The sequence below is a fragment of the Pseudomonas sp. GW821-FHT01C01 genome (genome assembly GCF_059422645.1).
Map to the genome: position 1 here is coordinate 17,573 of NZ_JBWKXF010000021.1, position 23,862 is coordinate 41,434.

Consider the following 23,862-nt stretch of genomic DNA (forward strand, 5'->3'; position numbering starts at 1 on the left):
AAGCTCCCTCGCCACAGGAATGCGTTGATGATCCATTGAGGGTAAATCCGAACCATGAGTAAAACCGTTGCCATCGTGGTCTTCGCCGGCGTCCAGTCGCTGGACGTCACCGGACCCATGGATGTGTTTTCCGAGGCCAACCGTTTTCTTGCCCCGGCAGATCACTATCGGCTGGAGGTGATTGGCGTCGAGCACGGGAAAATGGCGTGCTCCAATGGCTTGGCACTCAATGCCCATCGGCATTTCAGCGAAGCGCTGGAGGGGTACGACTTGTTATTGGTCGCTGGCGGGCCGCAGCTGCCGTTCATGAGTTTCGGCGCGGCATTTGACACCTGGCTGCGCGAAGCCTGCGGGCGGGCGCAACGGTTTGGCTCGATCTGCAACGGTGCCTTCATGCTCGCCCGGGCGGGGTTGCTGGAAGGGCGCACGGTCACCACGCATTGGCAGGACGCATCGGATCTGGCGGTGCTTTGTCCCTCGTCCCGGGTGGAGGCGGATCGACTGTACGTTGAGGACGGCGACCTGTTCACCTCGGCCGGGGTCACAGCGGGGATCGATCTGTCGTTGTATCTATTGGGCCGGGATCACGGGCCGGAAGTGGCACTGAATGTCGCCAAGCGTCTGGTGGTGTTTACCCAGCGTTCGGGTGGGCAGTCGCAGTTCAGCCCGTTCCTCACACCTCACGCCGAACCGACTTCGGCGGTGGCGATGGTCCAGCATTACGTGCTGGCCAACCTGACGGGTGATTTAGCCATCGCTGACCTGGCCAATGCCGCCAACATGAGCGCGCGCAATTTTTCCCGGGTGTTTGCCAGGGAAGCGAAAATCACCCCGGCCGAGTTCGTCGAACGCGCGCGGGTCGATGCGGCGCGGGTGATGCTCGAAAGCACGCGGGCACCGCTCAAGACCGTGGCCTATCAATGCGGTTTTCGTGATGCCCAGCACATGCGCAGCGTGTTCAATCGTCGGCTGGGGGTGACGCCGCAACAGTTCCGGCTGAACTTTGCGGCAATGGTTTGAGCTGACATCTTTGTTGCCTGTGAGGGCCTCTTCGCGAGCAAGCCCGCTCCCACAGGGGAACGCATTGCAACTGTGGGAGCGGGCTTACTCGCGAAGGGGCCGGTCCAGCCAGCAAAAACCTACCGCGCAGGCAACAGCTTCAGGGTGCTGCGGGTATTGGCCATGACTTCTTCGTCATTGAGATGCGCCTGAAAGTACATCCCCTCGATGTAGGCCTCGGCCTGATCATCATAGTGGCTGTCGAACAGTACGCCGCTCTGGCCGACCGGGTTGACGGTCAGGCTGTGGGTCGGGTCGGCAAAGTCGATCAGGCGGCGGGTCGAGGGACCGTAGGTGACGGGCCATGGTGCCGGTCCGATTTTCGCCGAGAGGTTGTTCGGCACTTCATGGCTGCCGGGTGCGGCGAAGGGGCCGACATTGAAGATCAGGTCCAGCGGCTTTTGCTGCCCCAGCGGATGGCCATGGGTCAATGTGTGCGCCTTGCCCCACTGCCATTGAGTGAAGTCTGCGCCGAAGGTGGTCTTGAGGTGCGCGATGCTGGCCTGCCACGCAGCCTTGACCGTATCGGCACGGGTTTCCTTGCCGAGCGTGTCGCGGTTGTCCCACCACGGCGAATCGGCACTGGCAGCCAGGCGGGGTAGTGCGGCGTCGATCACCCGGGTCGAGAGCAGTGTCTCGAAGAAGTCGTTACCCAGCTCATCGTGCATCGTCGCGTCAGCCAGGTTGAACAGAAACTGGTTGAACAGCATGGCGCTGGTCGAATCGAGCGGGTAATCGCCTTTCCACTGGGCCAGTTGTTCCACGAGCTTGAGCTCGGCAGGATCGCTTACCACTTCGCGCAACACCGGCAACAGCGGCGCCAACAAGCGCGGGCCGTAGGCGGTGGTGGTGCCCAGTTGCAGTGTCTGGCTGTTTTCCAGGTCCCATTTGACGGCTTTGTCGCTGAGCTGGCGATTGAGCTGTTGGCCACGATCGGCAAGGTTGTAATAGCCGGGAATCTCCATGCCGGTCGGCGACACGGGCTGGAAGTTGGCCGAGACGATGTAGCCCCGCGCCGGGTTTTCTTCCTGAGGGTTGGCCGTGAACGGATAGAAGCCGTCCTTGTCCGCCTCGGCGGTGCTGCCGTCGAGGATGAACCACGGGCGTACACCCGCAGGGCGCTTGGGCAATTGCGCTGCGGCCCACCAGCCGATGTCACCCTTGGCGTTGGCCCAGACAACGTTCAGGCCCGGTGCCTGGATTTTTGCCGCGGCACCACGGGCCTTGGCCAGGGTGTCGGCGCGATTGAGCTGGTAAAAGCCCTCCAGGATCGGGTTCTGGCTTTCGAGAAACGCCCACCACATGGCGATCGGTGTCTTGCCGACGCCGTTGCCCAAGGCATCGTTGACGATCGGGCCGTGGGGCGACTGGCGCAGCACCAGGGTGACCGGGTCCTGGCCTTTGACCGCGATCTGCTGTTCGCTGGTCGTCATGTCCACCCACTTGCCGCGATACCAGACTTGATTAGGGTTATCCGGGTTGACCTTCTCGGCGATCAGGTCGAGGTCGTCGTTCTGGAACATGGTGATGCTCCAGCCGAAGTCACGGTTCATGCCCAGGGAGGCGAACGGCATCAAGGCCTGATAGTGGCCGTAGAGTTCGAAGCCCGGCGCCGAGAGCTGCGCTTCGTACCACACCGACGGCGCGGAAAAACGGATATGCGGATCACCCGCCAGCAGCGGCTTGCCGCTTTGGGTCCGGCTGCCCGCGACGACCCAGGCGTTGCTGCCCTCGAACTGTGGCAGGCCGTTGTCAGCCAGGGCTTGTTCGCTCAGGCGGGCGAGGGCATTGAGGTCTTTCCAGTCGGCGCTGGCCAGGGAGGGTGCGGTGCCGTTGAGCACGCCCTTAGGCTGCCAGTCGAGGTCGAAGATGTTCAGGTATTCGGGCCCCAGTTGATCGCGCACGAATGTCAGCAAGGGTTCGGTACGAAACGCGGCGGCAAAACTGTAGGCCATGTAACCGGCGATGCTAATGGTGTCCTGGGCCGTGAACGGGCGTTTTGGAATGCCCAGCACATCGAATTCCACGGGTTTTGCGTGGCTGTCCTGATACTGGTTGATGCCGTCCAGATAGGCTTGCAGGGCGATGAACGAGGGTGACTGTTTGTAGAGATTCGCCAGGTAGGTTTCGGCACGTTCGCGAATGCGCAGGCTGCGCATCAGTTTGTCGGTGTCGAGCAATTTTGGCCCGAGCACTTCGGCCAGCTCGCCACGGGCCAGGCGACGCAGGACTTCCATCTGGAACAGGCGGTCCTGGGCATGCACATAGCCGAGGGCGCGGTACAGGTCGGTTTCGTTGTCGGCGCGGATGTGCGGGATGCCACGCTCGTCGTAGCGCACGGTGACGGAGCCTTGCAGGTGTTGCAGTTCCACCATGCCCTGGCGTGACGGCTGCTTGCTGTAGAGATACCCGCCGGCCCCGACGGCCAGCACGACGATCAACAGAGCGAGAGCGGTCAAGCTGCGTTTCATGGCGACTCCTTGTTGTTATTGTGATTCCTGGTGCCACTGTGTAACACGGCGCGCCGGCTTGGCGCATCGCCCGTAGGAGGGATTCGTATTACCGCGTCTTTCCCTCCTTCGCTGGATCGACAGGCCACGGGCAGTAACAACCCACGGCCAGTGTGTGCGTGGCACTCACCGCACGCCCCTCATCCAGCGCTTGCAGGATCGGCTCGATAAAGCTGTTGCTCGAATTGCAGGTCAGGCCTTCGCTGTAAGGGCCGAAGTACGCCAGTTTGCCGCTGCGGTCCCAGATCGCCACGGCCGGGCTGGCGGGGACCTGTTCGGAGCCGGGCAGGATGTCGATGGATTTGAGGCCGCTCAAGGTACTCGGCAACTGGCCGTGGCTGCCGGGTTTTTGCACGGCATAGAACTCCACGCCATGGGGTGCATAGCGCTCGACCAGTTCGCTCAGGTGTTGTTGATTGCCGACATTGCACGGGCAGGCCGGGTCCCAGAAATGCACCAGGCGGATGGGGCCGGGGCCGGCGAGGGATTCGGGAAGGCGCAGCGGATCCCCCGAAAACATCGCCGTGTGCTCGCTGAACGCCCGCAGGTAACGCCCTTGAAACCAGTCGTAGGCCGCCCACAGTACGCCGGCACACACCACGGCGAACAGGCTGGCAAACAGGGTGGCGCGAAAGGGCGAGCGCATCGGTTCAATCCTCGAAGGGCGGCTAGCTTGCCATGCTTGCCGCGACAGAAGAATATCGCAGGCTTATAAAGTCCGTTTCACCTTCTGGAATCGTCCATGCCGGCTACTTTCGACCCCGATCTTCTACGCGCAAGCTTGCTGCCATTGGCGGCCGGGCAGCCGTTGTCGGCACAGGCGCAGGCTTATCAGCGATTCTACGGGCTGGATTTTGCGCAGCGTCAGGTGCGCAGTGGCCTTGGGCGATTCGAGGTCGATGGTTATGAGCTGGTCAGCCAGTTCTGGTGGCCTGAGCAGGCCAAGGCGACGCTGTTTGTCATCCACGGTTTCTACGACCACACCGGGCTTTACCGACATGTGATCGAATGGGCGCTGGACCAGGGCTTTGCGGTGATTGCCTGCGACTTGCCGGGGCATGGCTTGTCCAGCGGCGAACGGGCGAGCATCAAGGATTTCGCCGAGTATCAGGACGCGTTGCAAGGGTTGTTCAGCGAGGCGCAATCCCTCGACTTGCCGCAACCGTGGCACCTGTGCGGGCAGAGTACCGGCGGGGCGATCGTGATCGATCATGTGTTGAATGCGGGGGCGGACAGCCCGGCCCAGGGCCAGGTGATTCTGCTGTCGCCACTGGTGCGGCCGCGGGCGTGGGGTTGGTCGCAACTGAGTTACTACATGCTCAAGCCTTTCGTCAAAGCCATCGCCCGCCGCTTCAGCGAGAACTCCAACGACCCGGCCTTTCTACCGTTCCTGCAAGCCGATCCGTTGCAGCCGCTGCGCCTGCCGACGGCCTGGGTGGGCGCATTGGCGCGCTGGATCAAGCGCATCGAAGCCGCGCCCATGAGTACCCGCCGGCCGTTGATCGTGCAGGGGCAGGCCGACATGACGGTGGATTGGGAGCACAACCTGGAAATGTTGCGGGGCAAGTTTGATCGGCCACAGGTGCTGATGCTGCCCGAGGCCCGGCATCATCTGGCGAATGAGACGCTGGTGATGCGGCAGGAGTATTTCGGGTTTTTGACCAGGCGGATCAAGGGCCGGAATCCCTAGCGGCAGTTATGGCCCCTTCGCGGGCAAGCCCGCTCCTACAGGTTTTTCGGGGCTTACACCGATCCACTGTGGGAGCGGGCTTGCCCGCGAAAGCGATCTATCAGGCGCTAAAAATCACTGGGTCAGGTTCGAATTACTCTGCCCCACCGCCAACCCTGCGCGAATCGCCGCCAGTGCCGCCTGATAATAAGCCTGGCCTTGCGCCGATTCGGCAAAGGTCGCGAACTCTTCCAGCTCGTTGTCCGACAGGTCGCGATAGACGTAGAGCAGCGTGTTGTTCAGGTCACTGCCGATCTGATCCATCAGGCGCTGACGTTGTCCGTTCAACATGCCCTGTGCCTGACCGGCACCCAGCAGACCAGGAATCATCGAGCTCAAACTGTCCGCAGCGACGCCAGCAATCGCCAGGCTGACTTCCGCGCCGGCTTCGCGTGCGGGCAGGGCTTGTGCCAAATGGCCGATGATCAGCATGCGGCTGTCGCTCGCCTGCATCTTCGGCAGACCCTTGGCGTTTTTCGCCAGTTGGTCGCGACGGGTCGCCAGCAGCTCGGCGGCGACGATTTTCTTGCCCAGGGGCGACTGGAAAAACGTCAGCGCGGGTTTGGGGTCGGCGAGGTTCTTGCGCAATTGTGCTTCGGCGCGCTGGTCCACGGCCTGGTCGGCAAAACGTTGATTGCTGTTATTGACCAGTGCCTGAAACACCGCCGGAGGCAGGCTACCCTGGTAGCGTTGCTGAGCAGCCGAGAGGGCGTCGTTGAAGTGCGCGCGTTGTTCCGGCCAGCCGGCGACCTTGTACAACTGGTCGTGGCCGTCTGCCCAGGCGGGCAAAACGCAGAACATCAGCAGTGATAAAAGCAAACGGCGCATAGGGACTCCAGTCAGCAGGCGACTATTCTCCGTGCGGCATCCGTACTTGTCGAGAATTCGTATCAACCCGCTGCGCGGCTCTGTCGGATTTCCGGGCGCAGGAATACTATGCGCGACATGCAAATATCCTCTGATCACCCGCTGCTGTTACGAATCGTCGACGACCTGGCCGAGCACGGCTGGTCGCAGCAGAATATTTTCCTGCCTCTGGATCTGACCCGAGCGCTGGCGGCCGAGTGCCACAGACGTGCCGCCGAGGGTGAACTGGCTCCGGCCGCCGTGGGCCGTGGGCCGTCATCGGAGATCCGCGAAGGGATTCGTGGCGACCATATCCAGTGGATCGATCCCGGCCAGGCCGAAGCCTGCGACAGCTACCTGAGTTTGATGGACAGCCTGCGCGAGGCGATCAATCGCGGTCTGTTTCTCGGCCTGGAGGATTTCGAAAGCCATTTTGCGATGTACCCGCCCGGTGCGTTCTACCTGAAGCACGTCGACCGCTTTCGCGATGACGACCGGCGCATGGTTTCGGCGGTGGTTTACCTCAATGACGCCTGGCTTCCCGAACACGGCGGCCAGTTGCGCATGTACCTCGACAATGATCGCATCCACGACGTGCAGCCTATTGGCGGCTGCCTGGTGGTGTTTCTCTCCGGTGAGGTGCCCCACGAAGTCCTGCCTGCGAGCCGGGATCGCCTGTCACTGACCGGCTGGTTCCGCCGGCGCGGCAACGAGCCGTTCTGATCATGCAGAAAGTTCTCGTCAGCCGGTGCCTGTTGGGCCACCGGGTCCGTTACGACGGTGGGGCCAGCGGGCCGTTCGATCAGCTTCAGCAGTGGCTTGATGAAGGACGGGTCGTGCCGTTGTGCCCGGAGGTGGCCGGTGGCTTGCCAACACCTCGGGCGGCAGCGGAAATCCCTGGCGGGCAGGGCGCGCAAGTCCTCGACGGCCAGGCGTCGGTGATCACTACCGAAGGCGAGGACGTCAGTGCGCAGTTTCTCTCAGGGGCGTATCAGGCACTGGAACTGGTCCGGAAGCATGGCATCCGCGTCGCCATCCTCAAGGCCAACAGCCCGTCCTGCGGCAATCTGCTGACCTATGACGGGACGTTCAGCGGTGTGAAGGTCAGTGGCGAGGGCGTGACGGCGGCGCTGCTCAGGCGCCACGGGGTGCAGGTGTTCAGTGAGCTGGAGTTGCCGCAGGTGGCGGCAGCCTTGGCCGCACTCGATTAACGCCCCACACATAACCCTGTAGGAGCTGGCTTGCCAGCGAAGATGGCATTACAGGCAACACAGGTGTTGAAGGTTAAGGCCTCTTCGCTGGCAAGCCAGCTCCTACAGGTTATTGTTTTGGCACCACATCCGTATCCGCTCCCAGCCACTTCTGTTCCAGCGCTTGCAGGCGCCCATCATCCTTGATCCGCTGCAAGGCGTTTTCCAGGCTGGCATGGAATGCCGGATTACCCTTCTGAAACGGAATTGCCAGGCTCACGGCCGGGTTGCTCTTGGGCTTCTCTTCTGTCAGTGACTGCACCAGCAAAATGGAGCGTGGCTCCTCTTTCTGCGCGATCAATTGCGCATTGGTTTGAATGTAGGGTTCGCTGAAGTCGAAACGATCCTTGAGATCCGGCGTCTCTGTTATGTGATTGATGGCGATGTCGTATTTGCCGCTTTCGACGCCGCTCAGCAGATCGCTGCCGTCGGTGACGACAAAGTCGGCCCGGACATCGAGTTCACTTGCCAGCATTTGGCCCAGCTCGACTTCGAACCCGGTGAGTTTGTCGTCTTCCTTGAAATTGAATGGGGGAGTGTTGGCTTCAACGGCAATGCGCAATTCGCCCCGGTCGTTGATGTCATCAATCAGTTCGGCGTGAGCCAAAGGGCTCAGAAGGGGTAGCAGGCAGATCAGGCCAGGCAGAAAGCGCATGGTCACTCCTTTGATTTTTTATTGCGACCCTCTGATTCAGGCTCGCTTTGCTATGGTTGTCGAGTGCCTTCGACAACAAATGGCCATGAAGTTGTCATGACCACGCGAATTTTACGGAAAAACTGGAGAAGAGAATGAAAACCTTTATGTCACGTGCTGCTTTGGCTGGCTTGTTGATGGGTGTTTCAGTGCTGGCCAGTGCTGCCACGCCGGCTCCGAAAGGTGCCGAAGTGTCCATCGTGTCTCCCAAGGACGGCGCGACGATTCCACAGACAGTCGTCGTCAAGTTCGCGGTCGAGAACATTGCCCTGGCACCGGCGGGCGATCCCACCAAGAACACCGGTCATCACCACGTGTTGATCGACGTCGATGAGCTGCCAGCCGCCGGTGCGCCGATCCCCAAGGATGCCAACCACCTGCATTTCGGCGGCGCGCAAACCCAGGCGGAAATAACGCTCACGCCGGGCAAACACACCCTGCAGCTTGAACTGGGCGATAGCAACCACATGCCGTTCGATCCGCCGATCGTTTCCGAGAAGATCACTGTCAACGTCAAGTGACCTTGTTGCGTGAATGAAAAAGGGAGCCCGGAGGCTCCCTTTTTTGTCGCTCAGGTCGTGATCAGAACAACACGCGACTACGGATGGTGCCGTTGACGTGTTGCAGCTTCTCTTGCGCCAGGTCCGAGTACTCGGCGTCGACGTCGATCACCACGTAGCCGACCTTCTCGTTGGTCTGCAGGAACTGACCGGAGATGTTGATGCCGTTTTCGGCGAAGACCTTGTTGATCTCGCTCATCACACCCGGGATGTTCTCGTGGATGTGCAGCAGGCGGTGCTTGCCAGGGTGAGCCGGCAGGGCCACTTCCGGGAAGTTCACGGACGATACCGAAGTACCGTTGTCGCTGTACTTGACCAGTTTTTCCGCGACTTCCAGACCGATGTTGGCCTGGGCTTCGGCAGTGGAACCGCCGATGTGCGGGGTCAGGATCACGTTGTCCAGGCCACGCAACGGGCTTTCGAACTCTTCGTCGTTGGAGCGTGGCTCCACCGGGAATACGTCGATGGCCGCGCCGATCAGGTGCTTGTCCTTGATCGCGTCCGCCAGGGCGTCCAGTTCGACCACGGTGCCTCGGGCGGCGTTGATCAGGATGCCGCCTTTCTTGATAGCGCGGATTTCTTTCTCGCCCATCATCCACTGGGTGGCGGCAGTTTCCGGTACGTGCAGCGAAACGATGTCAGACATCGCCAGCAGCTCGTGCAGGTTGCCTACCTGAGTAGCGTTACCCAGTGGCAGCTTGGTGATGGTGTCGTAGAAGTACACCTGCATGCCCAGGCCTTCAGCCAGGACCGACAGTTGAGTACCGATCGAGCCGTAGCCGACGATGCCCAGCTTCTTGCCACGGATTTCGAAGGAGTTGGCCGCACTCTTGATCCAGCCGCCACGGTGGCAGGAAGCGTTCTTCTCAGGGATGCCGCGCAGCAGCAGGATCGCCTCTGCCAGCACAAGCTCCGCAACGGAGCGGGTGTTGGAGTACGGCGCGTTGAACACCGCGATGCCGCGCTCGCGAGCAGCGTCCAGGTCGACCTGGTTGGTGCCGATGCAGAAACACCCTACAGCCACGAGCTTCTTCGCGTGATCGAAGATCTCTTCGGTCAGTTGAGTGCGGGAGCGAATGCCGATGAAGTGAGCATCAGCGATCTTTTCCTTGAGCTGGGCTTCCGGCAGAGAACCTGTGAGGTACTCGATGCTGGTGTAGCCCGCCGCCTTGAGGACGTCGACAGCCGATTGGTGGACGCCTTCGAGAAGAAGGAACTTGATCTTGCTCTTATCGAGAGAAGTCTTGCTCATCTGCGTAAACCTGTATCCCGGAGAAAATTGGCAGGAAATGGTCAACAGACGCTGACCCGAGCGGCATGACAGCCGTCGCCGCAGAATAGCCGTTGGGCACTATGCTGCGGGGTCGGTATGCTAGCATATGCGCCCCGCTAAACACTCATTCCTGCGACGTGAAGCGTTCTCAGGATGACCATGAATTGTTCGAGAGTTCTGTCGATGACCAATCCTGCCCTGATTGAAGAGCTGAAGACCCTGGTTGAGCCTGGCAAGGTGCTGACCGATGCCGACTCCCTGAATGCTTACGGTAAGGATTGGACCAAGCATTTCGCTCCGGCCCCGACCGCCATCGTGTTCCCCAAGACCACCGAGCAGGTCCAGGCCATTGTCCTGTGGGCCAATAAACACAAGGTGGCGCTGGTGCCGTCCGGCGGTCGTACCGGGTTGTCCGCCGCTGCCGTGGCGGCCAATGGCGAAGTGGTCGTATCGTTCGACTACATGAACCAGATCCTCGACGTGAACCTCACTGACCGTACCGCCGTTTGTCAGCCGGGCGTGGTCACCGAGCATTTGCAGAACGTGGCCGAAGAAAAGGGCCTGTACTACCCGGTGGACTTCGCTTCGGCGGGTTCGAGCCAGATTGGCGGCAATATCGGCACCAATGCCGGCGGAATCAAGGTGATTCGTTACGGCATGACCCGTAACTGGGTCGCCGGCATGAAAGTGGTCACCGGCAAGGGCGACGTTCTGGAACTGAACCGCGACCTGATCAAGAACGCCACCGGCTACGACATGCGTCAGCTGTTCATTGGCGCCGAAGGCACCCTCGGTTTTGTGGTCGAGGCGACCATGCGTCTGGACCGCGCACCGAAAAACCTCACCGCGATGGTTCTCGGCACCGCCGATTTCGACTCGATCATGCCGGTGCTGCACGCCTTCCAGAGCAAACTCGACCTGACCGCCTTCGAATTCTTCTCCGACAAAGCCCTGGCCAAAGTCATGGCCCGTGGCGATGTACCGGCGCCGTTCGAATCCGACTGCCCGTTCTACGCACTGCTGGAGTTTGAAGCGACCACCGAAGAAGTGGCCAACCACGCCCTGGAAACCTTCGAGCACTGCGTCGAGCAGGGCTGGGTGCTGGACGGCGTGATGAGCCAGAGCGAAACCCAGCTGCAGAACCTGTGGAAGCTGCGCGAATACATCTCCGAAACCATTTCCCACTGGACGCCGTACAAGAACGACATCTCGGTCACCGTATCGAAAGTCCCGGCATTCCTGAAGGAAATCGACGCGATCGTCGGCGAACATTACCCGGACTTCGAAATCGTCTGGTTCGGCCACATCGGCGACGGCAACCTGCACTTGAACATCCTCAAGCCGGATAACCTGAGCAAGGACGAGTTCTTCGCCAAGTGCGCGACCGTGAACAAGTGGGTGTTCGAAACCGTCGAGAAGTACAACGGTTCGATTTCCGCCGAGCACGGCGTGGGCATGACCAAGCGTGACTACTTGACCTACAGCCGTTCGCCGGTTGAGATCGAGTACATGAAAGCGGTCAAGGCGGTGTTCGACCCGAACGGCATCATGAACCCGGGCAAGATCTTCGCGGTTTGATCTGCACCCCTCAAGCGTCAATGAAGGAAGGAGTCGGAAATGAGCTATCAGCACCAGTATGTCGACGGTACGCGTATTCATTTCCCGTTGGGGAAAGTGGTGTGCATCGGTCGTAACTACGCCGAACACGCCAGGGAACTGGATAACCCGGTGCCGACCGAGCCACTGCTGTTCATCAAGCCGGGCAGTTGCGTGGTGCCGCTGGAAGGTGGTTTCAGCATTCCGACCGAGCGCGGTTCGGTGCATTACGAAGCGGAAATCGCGGTGTTGATCGGCAAGCCTTTGTCGACCAGACCGAGCCGTGAAGAAGTGCTCGACGCCATCTCCGGTTTCGCCCCGGCCCTGGACCTGACCCTGCGCGACAAGCAGGCCGAGCTGAAATCCAAGGGTTTGCCTTGGGAAATCGCCAAGTCCTTCGACGGTGCGGCAGTGATTGCTCCGTTCGTGTCCGGCAGCACGTTTGCCGACCTGACCGACATTGGCATTCGCCTGACCATCAACGGTGAGGTTCGCCAGGACGGCAACAGCAGCGCAATGCTCAACCCGATCGTGCCGATGATCCAGCACATGGCCGGCTGCTTCTCGTTGCAGGCCGGGGACGTGATCCTCACCGGCACGCCAGTGGGCGTTGGTCCGCTGAATGTCGGTGATGAGATCGTCCTGGAGCTGCCGGGCGCCAGCCGCTTTACCAGCAGCGTTCGCTGATCTACCCCTGCCCCTGTAGGAGCTGGCTTGCCAGCGAAGAGGCCCTGACACTCAACATCCATGTTGGCTGTTACACCGCTTTCGCTGGCAAGCCAGCTCCTACAGCTATTACCCATACCTGAATTTCTGGAATGCATTCCCCGATGGCCACTCCTCCGCTTTCCACGCTTGATCCTGCCCGCCGCTCGCGCTTCGCCCTGCGTTGGTACACCTGGCTTCTGTTGGTGGCCGTTGTCGCCTACGGTGTTGCATTCGCCATGCACTGGGATGCGCGGGGCGTGCTCTGGGTGAAAGAGCAATTCAAGAGCCCGGCCGAGCGCCAGGCGAGCATCTGGCTTCCGGACTATCGGGCGGTGATCGATGCCAAGCCGTTGCCGGGCATGGAAAAGGACGAAGCGTCAGACCTCTCGTACGATCCCCAGACCAAGACCCTGTTTTCGGTCATGGGCAAGAACCCGTTCCTGGTCGAATTGACCTTGCAAGGCGATGTGCTGCGTAAAATGCCGCTGGTGGGCTGGAGCAACCCTGAGGGCGTCACCGTGCTGGGCGACGGCCGACTGGCGATAGTCGATGAGCGCGAGCATCTGATTGCTATCGTCAAGGTCGATGCCGACACCCGCGAACTGAACATCGCCGATTTCCCGAAATACGACCTCGGGCCTTCCAAAGACCAGAACAAGGCCTTTGAGGGTGTCACCTGGGATCCTCAAAATCAGCAACTGGTGCTGGGCGAAGAGCGCCCGCCGGCATTGTTTACCTGGAACGGTGATGGCAAGACCCTTACCGGTGACAAGCTGAAACTGGCCAGCCATGCGCTGGACGTGCGTAACCTGTCGGCACTGGCCATCGACCCGCGGACCGGCCACATGCTGGTGCTGTCCGCCGAATCGCACCTGTTGCTGGAGCTGGACAAGAAGGGCGAGCAGGTCAGTTTCATCACCCTGCTGCGTGGCTTCAACGGCCTGAAACATACCATTCCCCGTGCCGAAGGCGTGACCATGGATGAAGCGGGCACGCTGTACATGGTGAGTGAGCCGAACCTGTTTTATCGCTTCGAAAAACAGCACTGACGGTTACGATTTGCAGGATTGCCTGTGTTCGGTTGTAGGATCGGGCCAGCGGCCATTAAGCTGCAATTCAGACAGGCGTGATATTTCATCCGCCTGTTCTGACTCTGAGCCCGCCCGAATGCGTCGATTTGCCCGCCCCAAATCCCTGATTCTGATCCTGTCGGTGGTCTTGCTGATCACGTTGACAGTGATCGCCCAGTACCAGCGCCTGTTCGAGCGCGCCTGGTTCAATCTGCACACGCTGTTGCAACCGGTGAACTCCCGGTCCATGGGGCTGGACCAATATCAGGTCGTGACCGAAGCGCAGGTGATCGATGGCCAGACTGACAACGTTTCAGCGTTGACCTACGACCCGGTGCGCAAAAGCCTGTTCACCGTCACCAACAAACACAGCGAGTTGATCGAGCTGTCCCTCGACGGCAGGGTTTTGCGCCGTGTGGCGCTGGTCGGTTTCGGCGATCCGGAGGCGGTGGAGTTCATCAGCGCGGACACCTATGTGGTCGCTGATGAAAGCGAGCAACGGCTGATCAAGATTCATCTGGAACAGGACACCGTCTTCGTCGATGCAGCAGACGCGGAGCAGATGACCATTGGCGTACACATGGGCAGCAACAAGGGCTTCGAGGGTCTGGCTTACGATTCGGTGGGCAAGCGCCTGTTCGTCGCCAAGGAGCGCGACCCGATGCTGATCTACGAGGTGCACGGTTTTCCGCGCTTCAATCCCGAAGAATCCTACTCGGTACACGTGATCAACGACCCCAAGCGTGATGCCGGGATGTTTGTGCGGGACCTGTCGAGCCTGCAATACGACGAGCGCAGCGGGCATTTGCTGGCGCTGTCCGATGAGTCGCGGTTGATTCTGGAACTCGATGTGGACGGGCGTCCACTGAGTACCATGTCCCTGAGCAAGTGGAGCCAGGGCCTGCAAAAAAACGTGCCGCAAGCGGAAGGGATTGCCATGGATGACGACGGTACGATGTATCTCGTCAGTGAGCCGAACCTGTTTTACGTATTCAAGAAACCGGCACAACCCTAAAACCGGCTGGCTTCTGTAGGAGCTGGCTTGCCAGCGAAAGCGGCGTAATGGCCAACATCGATGTTGAGCATTAAGGCCTCTTCGCTGGCAAGCCAGCTCCTACAGGGATATGCGTCTGGCTTACTCAGCGCGCAGTGTCTTCACGCCTTCGCTTGTACCCAGCAGCAGCAAATCCGCCGGACGCGCCGCGAACAAGCCGTTGGTGACCACGCCGACGATCGCATTGATCTGCGTCTCCAGCTCCACCGGGTTGGTGATCTGCATGTTGAACACGTCGAGGATGATGTTGCCGTTGTCGGTCAGCACGCCTTCGCGGTAAACCGGATCGCCGCCGAGCTTCACCAGCTCGCGGGCGACGTGGCTGCGGGCCATCGGGATCACTTCCACCGGCAACGGGAAATTACCGAGGACCGGTACCAGTTTGCTCGCGTCGGCGATGCAGATGAAGGTCCTGGCCACGGCCGCGACAATTTTCTCGCGGGTCAGGGCGGCGCCGCCGCCCTTGATCAGGTTCAGGTGTTCGTCGCTTTCATCGGCGCCGTCGACGTAGAACTCCAGGTCGCTGACGGTGTTCAGTTCGTACACCGGAATCCCGTGGCCCTTGAGGCGCGCGGCGGTGGCTTCGGAACTGGCGACGGCGCCATCGAACGCACCCTTGTGCTGGGCCAAAGCATCGATGAAGCAGTTGGCGGTGGAGCCGGTGCCGACCCCGACGATGCTCTTGTCGTCGAGTTTCGGCAGGATGAAGTCGACGGCGGCCTGAGCCACTGCCTGTTTGAGTTGATCCTGGTTCATGCGGGCTCCGAGGTGCCGAGGAGGGAACGAAAGGCCGGCATTATAGGCCGGGGGGAGAGGAAGGTCATTGCCCGATTGGCGGGTCAGATGTGTATACCTGCAGCCCCGACAACTGTAGGAGCGAGCTTGCTCGCGATGGTCTTGAACGATAACGCGTGAAACCAGACACCCAACGGCGCCAATGGATTTTTCGCGAGCAAGCTCGCTCCTACAGGTAATGATCTCTCGCGGCGCTTTAAAACCACCGGTTTAGTGTGGTCGTCCGGACAAAAGCCGGGTTAGACTCCTTGGTCCTGCCCAACTCGCTCAGTGATGCTTTCCGATGCTTGAACAGTACGTCAAAAAGATCCTCACCTCGCGCGTTTATGACGTTGCCGTAGAAACCCCGTTGCAGACTGCCCGCCAGCTCTCCGAGCGGCTGGGTAACAGCATTTGGCTCAAGCGCGAAGACTTGCAGCCGGTGTTCTCGTTCAAGATTCGCGGCGCCTACAACAAGCTGACACAGTTGAGCGACGAAGAACGTGCACGTGGTGTCGTCACCGCATCAGCGGGCAACCATGCCCAAGGCCTGGCCCTGGCGGCGAAGGTGTTGGGCGTGAAAGCGACCATCGTCATGCCCAAGACCACCCCGGAGATCAAGGTTGAAGGCGTGCGTTCCCGTGGCGGCAAAGTGGTGCTGCACGGCGATTCGTTCCCGGAAGCCCTGGCCTACTCGCTGAAACTGGTCGATGAAAAAGGCTACGTCTACATTCACCCGTACGACGATCCCCACACCATTGCCGGGCAGGGCACCGTGGCCATGGAGATTCTGCGCCAGCACCCGCAGCCACTGGATGCGATTTTCGTCCCGGTAGGCGGCGGTGGCCTGATTGCCGGTATCGCGGCGTACGTGAAGTACCTGCGTCCGGACATCAAGATCATTGGCGTCGAACCGGATGACTCCAATTGCCTGCAAGCCGCCATGGCGGCGGGCGAGCGTGTGGTGTTGCCGACTGTGGGCCTCTTCGCCGACGGTGTTGCGGTGGCCCAGATCGGTCAGCACACCTTCGATATCTGCAAGGATCATGTCGATGAAGTGATCACCGTCAGCACCGACGAAATCTGCGCCGCCATCAAGGACATCTACGACGATACCCGTTCGATCACCGAACCTGCCGGCGCCTTGGGCGTGGCCGGGATCAAGAAGTATGTCGAGCAGCGCGGCGTCAGTGGCCAGACCTTCGTGGCCATCGACTCCGGGGCCAACGTCAACTTCGACCGCCTGCGCCATGTCGCCGAGCGTGCGGAATTGGGTGAGGGCCGCGAAGCGATCATCGCCGTGACCATTCCCGAGAAACCGGGCAGCTTCAAGGCGTTCTGCGAGGCCATCGGCAAGCGCCAGATCACCGAATTCAACTACCGCTACAACACCGGCAGCGAAGCGCACATCTTTGTCGGCGTGCAGACGCACCCGGAAAACGACCCGCGCAGCGCCCTGATCGCCAGCCTGAGCGAGCAAGGTTTCCCGGTGCTGGACCTGACCGACAACGAGTTGGCCAAGTTGCACATCCGCCACATGGTGGGCGGGCGTGCGGCGCATGTGGTCGATGAAGTGATTCTGCGTTTCGAATTCCCGGAGCGTCCGGGGGCGCTGTTCAACTTCCTCAACAAGCTCGGCGGGCGCTGGAATATCTCGATGTTCCATTACCGCAACCATGGCGCGGCGGATGGCCGGGTCGTCGCGGGCCTGCAAGTGCCGCACGACGAGCGCCACCTGGTGCCGGCGGCGCTGGAAGAAATCGGTTACCCGTACTGGGACGAAAGCGACAACCCGGCCTATCAACTGTTTCTTGGTTGAACGGCTACGCTGATGGGCAAGGCATAAGGAAATCGAACCATGGAAACGTTAACAGCCCTGAAAGCGGCGCACATGGTGGCAACTGTTGTACTGCTGGCCTGTGCGCTGGGTCTGGGAGTCTGGGTTTTGCTAGCGCGGCGCAAGGGTGATGCGACGGCGGGAAGCCGCACCCTGCAACGGCCGCGTGTATTTATCTGGCTGTTGATGGGGCTGGCGCTGCTGAGCATGCCGTTTACCGGCTGGTGGATGGTGCATCTGGTGGGCTGGCCACTGGGTCAGACCTGGCTGCTGGCGTCCAGCGTGTTGTACACCGTGGCGGCGCTGGCGTGGTTCTGGTTGCTGGTGCGGCTGAACAAACTGCGCAAGGCGCCGGGTAGCGTGGGGAAATTCACCTTTGCCCTGGCGTTGTTCAGTTTTGTCTGTTTGATCGCCATTGCCGGGTTGATGGGTGCCAAACCGGTTTAAGGCGGATCTGTAGCAGCTGCCGAGGCACGAGGCTGCGATGGGCTGCGAAGCGGCCCCTAAGGGCGGTCCTGCGGACCGCAACGCAGCCTCGTGCCTCGGCAGCTGCTACAGGCGTAATCAGTCGCGCAACGAAATCACCGGCCAGCCACGCTTCTCGGCCTCGGCCCGCAGATTCGGATCAGGATCGACAGCGATCGGATTCGCCACCAGCTCCAGCAACGGCAAATCATTCATCGAGTCGCTATAGAAGCAGCTGTCTTCCAGCGTATACCCGGTTTCCTCCAGCCAGCGATTCAACCGCGTCACCTTGCCTTCACGGAAGCACGGCACATCGGTGCTGCGCCCGGTGTAGCGGCCGTCGACCATTTCGCATTCGGTGGCGATCAGGGTTTCGACGCCCAGGCGCTCGGCAATCGGCCCGGTGACGAAGCGGTTGGTCGCGGTGATGATCACCAGTTTGTCGCCGGCCGCGCGGTGCTTGGCCAAAAGCTCGATAGCCTTGGGCAGCATGATCGGTTCGATGCAGTCGCGCATGTAGTCGCTGTGCCACTGATCCAGCGTGGCCATTTCGGTACGCCCGAGGACTTCCAGGCAGAAGTTCAGGTACGCGGCGTTATCCAGTTTGCCGGCCAGGTAATCCTGGTAGAACTCATCGTTGCGTGCCTTGTAGGCGACGGCGTCGAGAAAGCCGCGCTCGCACAGGTAATCGCCCCAAGCGTGATCGCTGTCACCGCCCAGAAGGGTGTTGTCCAAATCGAATAAAGCCAGGCGCATTGCAGTTACCCGCTGAAAAGTCAGTAAAAAGGCGACAAGAATACGGTCTTTTCACAAGAGTGCACATAAGGTAGGAACCTTCGTTGCCGCCTTAACAACCTTTGTGGAACAATGCGGCGACATGCGTTTGCGAGGTTGTTGCCGTGATCGACCCCGATGGTTTTCGCCCCAATGTCGGGATCATTCTGACGAATGACGCCGGCCAGGTGCTATGGGCTCGCCGAATCAATCAAGATGCCTGGCAGTTTCCGCAGGGGGGAATCAACCCCGAAGAGACGCCGGAAGACGCCTTGTACCGCGAGTTGAACGAAGAAGTAGGCCTGGAGCGCGAAGATGTTGAAATTCTCGCCTGCACCCGGGGCTGGTTGCGCTATCGTTTGCCGCAACGTCTGGTGCGTACCCACAGCCAACCGCTGTGCATCGGCCAGAAACAGAAATGGTTTCTCCTGCGCCTGATCTCCAACGAGCAGCGGGTGCGGATGGATTTGACCGGTAAACCGGAATTCGATGGCTGGCGCTGGGTCAGCTATTGGTATCCGTTGGGCCAGGTGGTGACATTCAAGCGCGAGGTGTATCGACGCGCTCTCAAAGAGCTTGCCCCGCGCCTTTTAGCGCGCGACTGACGACGGAGTTCGACCCCGAGCCATGCTCAATACGCTGCGCAAGATCGTCCAGGAAGTTAACTCCGCCAAGGATCTCAAGGCGGCGTTGGGGATTATTGTGTTGCGCGTCAAAGAGGCCATGGGCAGCCAGGTCTGCTCGGTCTACCTGCTTGATCCCGAGACCAACCGTTTCGTGCTGATGGCCACCGAGGGCTTGAACAAGCGCTCGATCGGCAAAGTCAGCATGGCGCCCAATGAAGGTCTGGTCGGCCTGGTCGGCACGCGCGAAGAACCCCTGAACCTCGAAAACGCCGCGGACCACCCGCGCTACCGCTACTTCGCCGAAACCGGTGAAGAGCGTTTCGCGTCGTTCCTCGGCGCGCCGATCATTCACCACCGTCGCGTCGTCGGCGTGTTGGTTATCCAGCAAAAGGAGCGCCGCCAGTTCGACGAGGGTGAAGAAGCCTTCCTCGTGACCATGAGCGCGCAGCTCGCCGGCGTTATCGCCCACGCCGAAGCCACCGGTTCGATTCGTGGCCTCGGTCGTCAGGGCAAGGGCATCCAGGAAGCCAAGTTCGTCGGCGTGCCGGGTTCGCCGGGTGCGGCGGTCGGTACGGCGGTGGTCATGCTGCCACCGGCCGATCTGGACGTGGTGCCGGACAAGACCATCTCTGACATCGACGCCGAACTCGGGCTGTTCAAGACCGCCATCGAAGGCGTGCGCGCCGACATGCGTGCGTTGTCCACCAAGCTCGCCACGCAATTGCGCCCGGAAGAGCGGGCCTTGTTCGACGTCTACCTGATGATGCTCGACGATGCCGCGCTGGGCAGCGAAGTCACCACCGTGATCAAGACCGGCCAGTGGGCCCAGGGCGCGTTGCGCCAGGTGGTCACCGATCACGTCAACCGTTTTGAATTGATGGACGACGCTTACCTGCGTGAGCGCGCCTCGGACGTCAAGGACCTCGGCCGGCGCTTGCTGGCTTATTTGCAGGAAGAACGCCAGCAAACCCTGGTCTACCCCGACAACACCATTCTGGTCAGCGAAGAATTGACGCCGGCGATGCTCGGCGAGGTGCCGGAAGGCAAGTTGGTCGGTCTGGTGTCGGTACTCGGCTCCGGCAACTCCCACGTCGCCATCCTGGCTCGTGCCATGGGCATCCCGACTGTGATGGGCCTGGTCGACCTGCCGTACTCCAAGGTCGACGGCATCCAGATGATCGTCGACGGCTACCACGGCGAGGTCTACACCAACCCGAGTGATGTGCTGCGCAAGCAATTCGCCGAGGTGGTCGAGGAAGAGAAGCAACTGGCTCTCGGGCTGGATGCCTTGCGCGATCTGCCATGTATCACGGTCGATGGCCACCGCATGCCGCTGTGGGTTAACACCGGCCTGTTGGCGGATGTGGCGCGGGCGCAGAAGCGCGGTGCCGAAGGCGTGGGCCTGTACCGCACCGAAGTGCCGTTCATGATCAACCAGCGGTTCCCGAGCGAAAAGGAACAACTGGCGATCTACCGCGAACAACTGGCCGCGTTCCACCCGCAACCGGTGACCATGCGCACCCTGGACATCGGTGGCGACAAGTCACTGTCGTACTTCCCGATCAAGGAAGACAACCCGTTCCTCGGCTGGCGCGGCATTCGCGTCACCCTCGACCACCCGGAAATCTTCCTGGTGCAGACCCGTGCCATGCTCAAGGCCAGCGAAGGCTTGAACAACCTGCGCATTCTGCTGCCGATGATCTCCGGTACTCATGAATTGGAAGAAGCGCTGCACCTGATCCACCGCGCCTGGGGCGAAGTGCGCGATGAAGGCTGCGACGTGCCGATGCCGCCGATTGGCGTGATGATCGAGATCCCGGCTGCGGTGTACCAGACCAAGGAGCTGGCGCGGCAAGTGGACTTCCTGTCGGTCGGTTCCAACGACCTGACCCAGTACCTGTTGGCCGTGGACCGCAACAACCCGCGGGTCGCCGATCTTTACGACTACCTGCACCCGGCGGTGCTGCAAGCCCTGCAAAACGTAGTGCGCGACGCCCATGCCGAAGGCAAGCCAGTCAGCATCTGCGGTGAAATGGCCGGTGACCCGGCGGCGGCCGTGCTGTTGATGGCGATGGGTTTCGACAGCTTGTCGATGAACGCCACCAACTTGCCGAAAGTGAAGTGGATGCTGCGCCAGATCAACCTGAGCAAGGCCAAGGAATTGCTGGCCGAGCTGATGACCATCGACAACCCGCAGGTTATCCACAGCTCGCTGCAACTGGCGTTGAAGAACCTCGGGTTGGCGCGGATGATCAACCCGGCGGCGATCAAACCCCTCTAAACCTGCGGTGCTCCCTTCGCGAGCAAGCCCGCTCCCACATTGGATCTGCGTCGTACACAAAATCTGTGTGCCCTGGAGATCAAATGTGGGAGCGGGCTTGCTCGCGAAGACGGCAGGTCAGACAACACATCCCTAAAGCCTGATCTCCACCTCCCCAAGATGCCCGCCAAACGGCCCGAAACTCCGTTCGACCAGATGACGCGTCCCATCCGCCTGCACGATCAACGCCGTACTCGCCCGAGTCCCGTAACTCTGACTGGCGATAAACACACTCGATAGCAATGTTTCGGTGGCCAGGCCGACCCCCGTGTCCGGCAACTCGGCAAACGGCGCTGGCTGCGAATCACTGAGCAAGGCCAGCAATGCTTGAGGCTGCGGATCGTCCAGCACCTCGCTCAACGCGGCTTTGGCCTTGAGCAGTTTCGGCCAGGGCGTATCCAGCCCGGCGTTCGACAGCCCATGAACCCCCGCAGGCAACATCACAGCCTCGGATTCCCGGGCATTGAAGTGCCAGAGTTCGTTGGCATTGCCAACCAGCAGGTTAAACCCACCATATTCCGGCGAACGTGCGACAACGTCGCTCAAATATTCATCAATCGGTAGTTCCGCTGTGAGAAACCGCGCCACCAGTTCTCCACGAGACTTGCGCCCCGGTGGTTGGTGGGGATCGCGAATGTTGGTCAGCGCGGCAAAGCGTCCGTTGGCGCCGACACCGAGCCAGGTGCCACCGGCCTCCAGGTCGCGTCCGGCGTACACCTGCGGCGCTTCGGGCCATTGCGCCAGCGGCAGGCTGGGGCGGGCGTAGAACTCATCGCGATTGGCCGCCACGACCAGCGGCTGGGCATGACCCGGGCGCCAGGCAAAAACAATCAGGCACATAAGGCTGTCCTTGTGTGTTTTTTGCCCACTCTACGCAGACATCGCTCATCGATCCATCGCCTTGCACAGTGGAGCTTGAGGCCATGCATCCGTTACCATGCCGCTCCGGTTTTGGGGAGGTGAGCGGGGACGACCATGGAATTTCTGCTCTATCTGGCGCTCGGCGCCTGCGCAGGCGTGCTGGCCGGGCTGTTCGGGGTAGGCGGCGGGATCATTATCGTTCCGGTGCTGGTGTTCAGTTTCAAGGCGCAAGGGTTCGACCCGTCGATCCTCACGCATCTGGCAGTGGGTACCTCCCTGGCGACGATCATCTTCACCTCGGTCAACGCAGTGCGCGAGCATCACCGCCGTGGCGCCGTCCGTTGGCCGGTCTTCGTGTGGATGACCGTCGGGATCCTGATCGGTGCCGGGTTCGGTGCGCTGACCGCCGAGGCGATTTCCGGGCCGAACCTGCAGAAAATCATTGGCGTGTTCGCGTTGGTGATCGCCGCGCAATTGACACTGGACCTCAAGCCCAAGGCCAGCCGAACCGTACCGGGTAAACTCGGTCTGACCGTGGCCGGCAGCGTGATTGGCTGGGCTTCGGCGATTTTCGGCATTGGCGGCGGTTCGCTGACCGTGCCGTTCCTGACCTGGCGCAGCGTGCCGATGCAGCAAGCGGTGGCCACTTCATCGGCCTGCGGTCTGCCGATTGCCCTGGCCAGTGCGTTAAGTTTCATGATTTTGGGCTGGCACGATCCGTTGCTCCCGGCCCATAGTCTGGGTTTCATTTATTTGCCGGCGCTGCTGGGCATTGCCCTGACCAGCATGGTGTTCGCCCGCTTGGGTGCGCGATTGGCCCACAGGTTGTCGCCGAAGTTGCTGAAAAGGCTGTTTGCCGCTTTGCTGTTCTGCGTCGGCCTGAACTTTCTAGTCTGAAGCATCTGCTCTGACGCACAGCGCAATCCTGGCTTAATCCTGAGGTGGCAGCGTCGCCCGGGAATTTTTAAGATTTGAACTCTAACGAGGAGTCGCAATGCTGCCTTACCCGCAGATCGACCCGGTGGCCCTGGCCATCGGTCCGCTGAAAATCCACTGGTACGGCCTGATGTACCTGATCGGCATCGGCGGCGCCTGGCTGCTGGCGTCCCGCCGGTTGAACCGTTTCGACCCGACCTGGACCAAGGAAAAACTCTCCGACATGGTGTTCTGGATGTCGATGGGGGTGATCGTCGGCGGGCGACTGGGTTATGTGCTGTTCTACGATCTGAGCGCTTACCTCGCCAACCCGACGCTGATTTTCGAAGTGTGGAAGGGCGGCATGTCGTTCCACGGCGGGTTCATCGGCGTGATGCTGGCGGCGTTGTGGTTCGGCAAGAAGAACAACAAGTCGTTCTTCCAACTGATGGACTTCGTTGCGCCGATGGTACCGATTGGCCTGGGTGCCGGACGTATCGGCAACTTCATCAACGCCGAGTTGTGGGGCAAGCCGACCGACGTGCCGTGGGCGATGATCTTCCCGCCGTTCAGCGACCCGGCGCAGTTGCCGCGTCACCCGTCGCAGCTGTACCAGTTCGCCCTCGAAGGCGTGGCGCTGTTCCTGATCCTCTGGCTGTTCTCGCGCAAGCCGCGGCCGACCATGGCGGTATCGGGCATGTTCGCGCTGTTCTACGGTATCTTCCGTTTCATCGTCGAATTCGTCCGCGTACCGGACGCGCAGCTGGGCTATCTGGCCTGGAACTGGCTGACCATGGGCCAGGTGCTGTGCCTGCCGATGATCGTCGGCGGCCTGGTCCTGATCTGGCTGGCGTATCACCGCGCCCCGGCGACTCCAGCGGCAGCCGTATAAAATTCGAACCCCGCAGCGATGGCTGCGGGTTCAAGGACACAGGTAACTC

General features: G+C 60.9%; 23 protein-coding genes. 15 read left to right on the forward strand and 8 right to left on the reverse strand.

Annotation, left to right across the window (positions count from 1 at the left end):
* The first annotated feature begins 54 nt into the window (after positions 1-54).
* Positions 55-1,020 (forward strand): GlxA family transcriptional regulator, encoded by a 966-nt coding sequence (locus tag AC07XF_RS14815; protein WP_495027072.1) that lies wholly within the window; start codon positions 55-57, stop codon positions 1,018-1,020.
* Between the two features lie 119 nt (positions 1,021-1,139).
* Here the strand turns inward: AC07XF_RS14815 and AC07XF_RS14820 are convergent, their stop codons facing one another.
* Positions 1,140-3,530, reverse strand: coding sequence for a penicillin acylase family protein (locus tag AC07XF_RS14820; RefSeq protein ID WP_495027073.1), 2,391 nt, complete (start codon positions 3,528-3,530; stop codon positions 1,140-1,142).
* 88 nt (positions 3,531-3,618) lie between these two features.
* Complete coding sequence (locus AC07XF_RS14825) at positions 3,619-4,215, reverse strand: DUF6436 domain-containing protein (protein WP_495027074.1); 597 nt, start codon at positions 4,213-4,215, stop codon at positions 3,619-3,621.
* A 96-nt stretch (positions 4,216-4,311) separates the two neighbouring features.
* Between AC07XF_RS14825 and bipL the strand changes: the two genes are divergently transcribed.
* Positions 4,312-5,259, forward strand: coding sequence for a phospholipase BipL (gene bipL / locus AC07XF_RS14830; RefSeq protein WP_495027075.1), 948 nt, complete (start codon positions 4,312-4,314; stop codon positions 5,257-5,259).
* Positions 5,260-5,373: 114 nt separating this feature from the next.
* On the opposite strand, the gene AC07XF_RS14835 is transcribed toward bipL, so the two are convergent.
* On the reverse strand, positions 5,374-6,126 hold the full coding sequence (locus tag AC07XF_RS14835; RefSeq protein WP_495027076.1) for a DUF2059 domain-containing protein: 753 nt from the start codon (positions 6,124-6,126) through the stop codon (positions 5,374-5,376).
* A 108-nt stretch (positions 6,127-6,234) separates the two neighbouring features.
* On the opposite strand from AC07XF_RS14835, the gene AC07XF_RS14840 reads away from it, so the two are divergent.
* A complete protein-coding gene (locus tag AC07XF_RS14840; RefSeq protein WP_495027077.1) occupies positions 6,235-6,867 on the forward strand; it encodes a 2OG-Fe(II) oxygenase in 633 nt (210 codons plus the stop codon).
* Positions 6,868-6,869: 2 nt separating this feature from the next.
* A complete protein-coding gene (locus tag AC07XF_RS14845; RefSeq protein ID WP_495027078.1) occupies positions 6,870-7,355 on the forward strand; it encodes a 2-thiouracil desulfurase family protein in 486 nt (161 codons plus the stop codon).
* 109 nt (positions 7,356-7,464) lie between these two features.
* On the opposite strand, the gene AC07XF_RS14850 is transcribed toward AC07XF_RS14845, so the two are convergent.
* Positions 7,465-8,049 (reverse strand): transporter substrate-binding domain-containing protein, encoded by a 585-nt coding sequence (locus AC07XF_RS14850; protein WP_495027079.1) that lies wholly within the window; start codon positions 8,047-8,049, stop codon positions 7,465-7,467.
* A gap of 134 nt (positions 8,050-8,183) precedes the next feature.
* Here AC07XF_RS14850 and AC07XF_RS14855 point away from each other — a divergent pair, with 134 nt between their 5' ends.
* A complete protein-coding gene (locus AC07XF_RS14855; protein ID WP_495027080.1) occupies positions 8,184-8,609 on the forward strand; it encodes a DUF4399 domain-containing protein in 426 nt (141 codons plus the stop codon).
* A gap of 61 nt (positions 8,610-8,670) precedes the next feature.
* Here AC07XF_RS14855 and serA read toward each other — a convergent pair whose 3' ends face one another.
* A complete protein-coding gene (gene serA / locus AC07XF_RS14860; protein ID WP_007995536.1) occupies positions 8,671-9,900 on the reverse strand; it encodes a phosphoglycerate dehydrogenase in 1,230 nt (409 codons plus the stop codon).
* Positions 9,901-10,104: 204 nt separating this feature from the next.
* On the opposite strand from serA, the gene AC07XF_RS14865 reads away from it, so the two are divergent.
* The 4 genes from AC07XF_RS14865 (at position 10,105) to AC07XF_RS14880 (ending at position 14,310) form a co-directional block, all read left to right on the forward strand.
* On the forward strand, positions 10,105-11,499 hold the full coding sequence (locus tag AC07XF_RS14865) for an FAD-binding oxidoreductase (RefSeq protein ID WP_033052123.1): 1,395 nt from the start codon (positions 10,105-10,107) through the stop codon (positions 11,497-11,499).
* Between the two features lie 39 nt (positions 11,500-11,538).
* Positions 11,539-12,204, forward strand: a complete 666-nt coding sequence (locus tag AC07XF_RS14870) for a fumarylacetoacetate hydrolase family protein (protein WP_495027081.1) — start codon at positions 11,539-11,541, stop codon at positions 12,202-12,204.
* Between the two features lie 143 nt (positions 12,205-12,347).
* Positions 12,348-13,274, forward strand: a complete 927-nt coding sequence (locus AC07XF_RS14875; RefSeq protein ID WP_495027082.1) for an SdiA-regulated domain-containing protein — start codon at positions 12,348-12,350, stop codon at positions 13,272-13,274.
* A gap of 118 nt (positions 13,275-13,392) precedes the next feature.
* Complete coding sequence (locus AC07XF_RS14880) at positions 13,393-14,310, forward strand: SdiA-regulated domain-containing protein (protein ID WP_495027083.1); 918 nt, start codon at positions 13,393-13,395, stop codon at positions 14,308-14,310.
* Between the two features lie 120 nt (positions 14,311-14,430).
* Here AC07XF_RS14880 and rpiA read toward each other — a convergent pair whose 3' ends face one another.
* Positions 14,431-15,105: a ribose-5-phosphate isomerase RpiA gene (rpiA, locus tag AC07XF_RS14885; protein ID WP_495027084.1), complete on the reverse strand. Its 675-nt coding sequence runs from the start codon at positions 15,103-15,105 to the stop codon at positions 14,431-14,433.
* Between the two features lie 322 nt (positions 15,106-15,427).
* Here rpiA and ilvA point away from each other — a divergent pair, with 322 nt between their 5' ends.
* The gene (gene ilvA / locus AC07XF_RS14890) at positions 15,428-16,942 is read left to right on the forward strand and encodes a threonine ammonia-lyase, biosynthetic (RefSeq protein WP_008015353.1); all 1,515 of its coding nucleotides are present in this window, start codon (positions 15,428-15,430) and stop codon (positions 16,940-16,942) included.
* A 39-nt stretch (positions 16,943-16,981) separates the two neighbouring features.
* Positions 16,982-17,407 (forward strand): DUF2269 domain-containing protein, encoded by a 426-nt coding sequence (locus AC07XF_RS14895; protein ID WP_495027085.1) that lies wholly within the window; start codon positions 16,982-16,984, stop codon positions 17,405-17,407.
* A 117-nt stretch (positions 17,408-17,524) separates the two neighbouring features.
* On the opposite strand, the gene AC07XF_RS14900 is transcribed toward AC07XF_RS14895, so the two are convergent.
* On the reverse strand, positions 17,525-18,181 hold the full coding sequence (locus AC07XF_RS14900) for a histidinol-phosphatase (RefSeq protein ID WP_495027086.1): 657 nt from the start codon (positions 18,179-18,181) through the stop codon (positions 17,525-17,527).
* 143 nt (positions 18,182-18,324) lie between these two features.
* Between AC07XF_RS14900 and AC07XF_RS14905 the strand changes: the two genes are divergently transcribed.
* Complete coding sequence (locus tag AC07XF_RS14905) at positions 18,325-18,804, forward strand: RNA pyrophosphohydrolase (protein WP_003229203.1); 480 nt, start codon at positions 18,325-18,327, stop codon at positions 18,802-18,804.
* A gap of 22 nt (positions 18,805-18,826) precedes the next feature.
* On the forward strand, positions 18,827-21,106 hold the full coding sequence (ptsP, locus tag AC07XF_RS14910; RefSeq protein WP_495027087.1) for a phosphoenolpyruvate--protein phosphotransferase: 2,280 nt from the start codon (positions 18,827-18,829) through the stop codon (positions 21,104-21,106).
* A 132-nt stretch (positions 21,107-21,238) separates the two neighbouring features.
* Here the strand turns inward: ptsP and AC07XF_RS14915 are convergent, their stop codons facing one another.
* Positions 21,239-21,985, reverse strand: a complete 747-nt coding sequence (locus AC07XF_RS14915; protein ID WP_495027088.1) for an NRDE family protein — start codon at positions 21,983-21,985, stop codon at positions 21,239-21,241.
* 135 nt (positions 21,986-22,120) lie between these two features.
* Between AC07XF_RS14915 and AC07XF_RS14920 the strand changes: the two genes are divergently transcribed.
* Positions 22,121-22,903, forward strand: coding sequence for a sulfite exporter TauE/SafE family protein (locus tag AC07XF_RS14920; RefSeq protein WP_495027089.1), 783 nt, complete (start codon positions 22,121-22,123; stop codon positions 22,901-22,903).
* A 97-nt stretch (positions 22,904-23,000) separates the two neighbouring features.
* Entirely contained in the window at positions 23,001-23,813 is an 813-nt protein-coding gene (gene lgt, locus AC07XF_RS14925; protein ID WP_007976415.1) for a prolipoprotein diacylglyceryl transferase, read from the forward strand.
* Positions 23,814-23,862 lie beyond the last annotated feature (49 nt).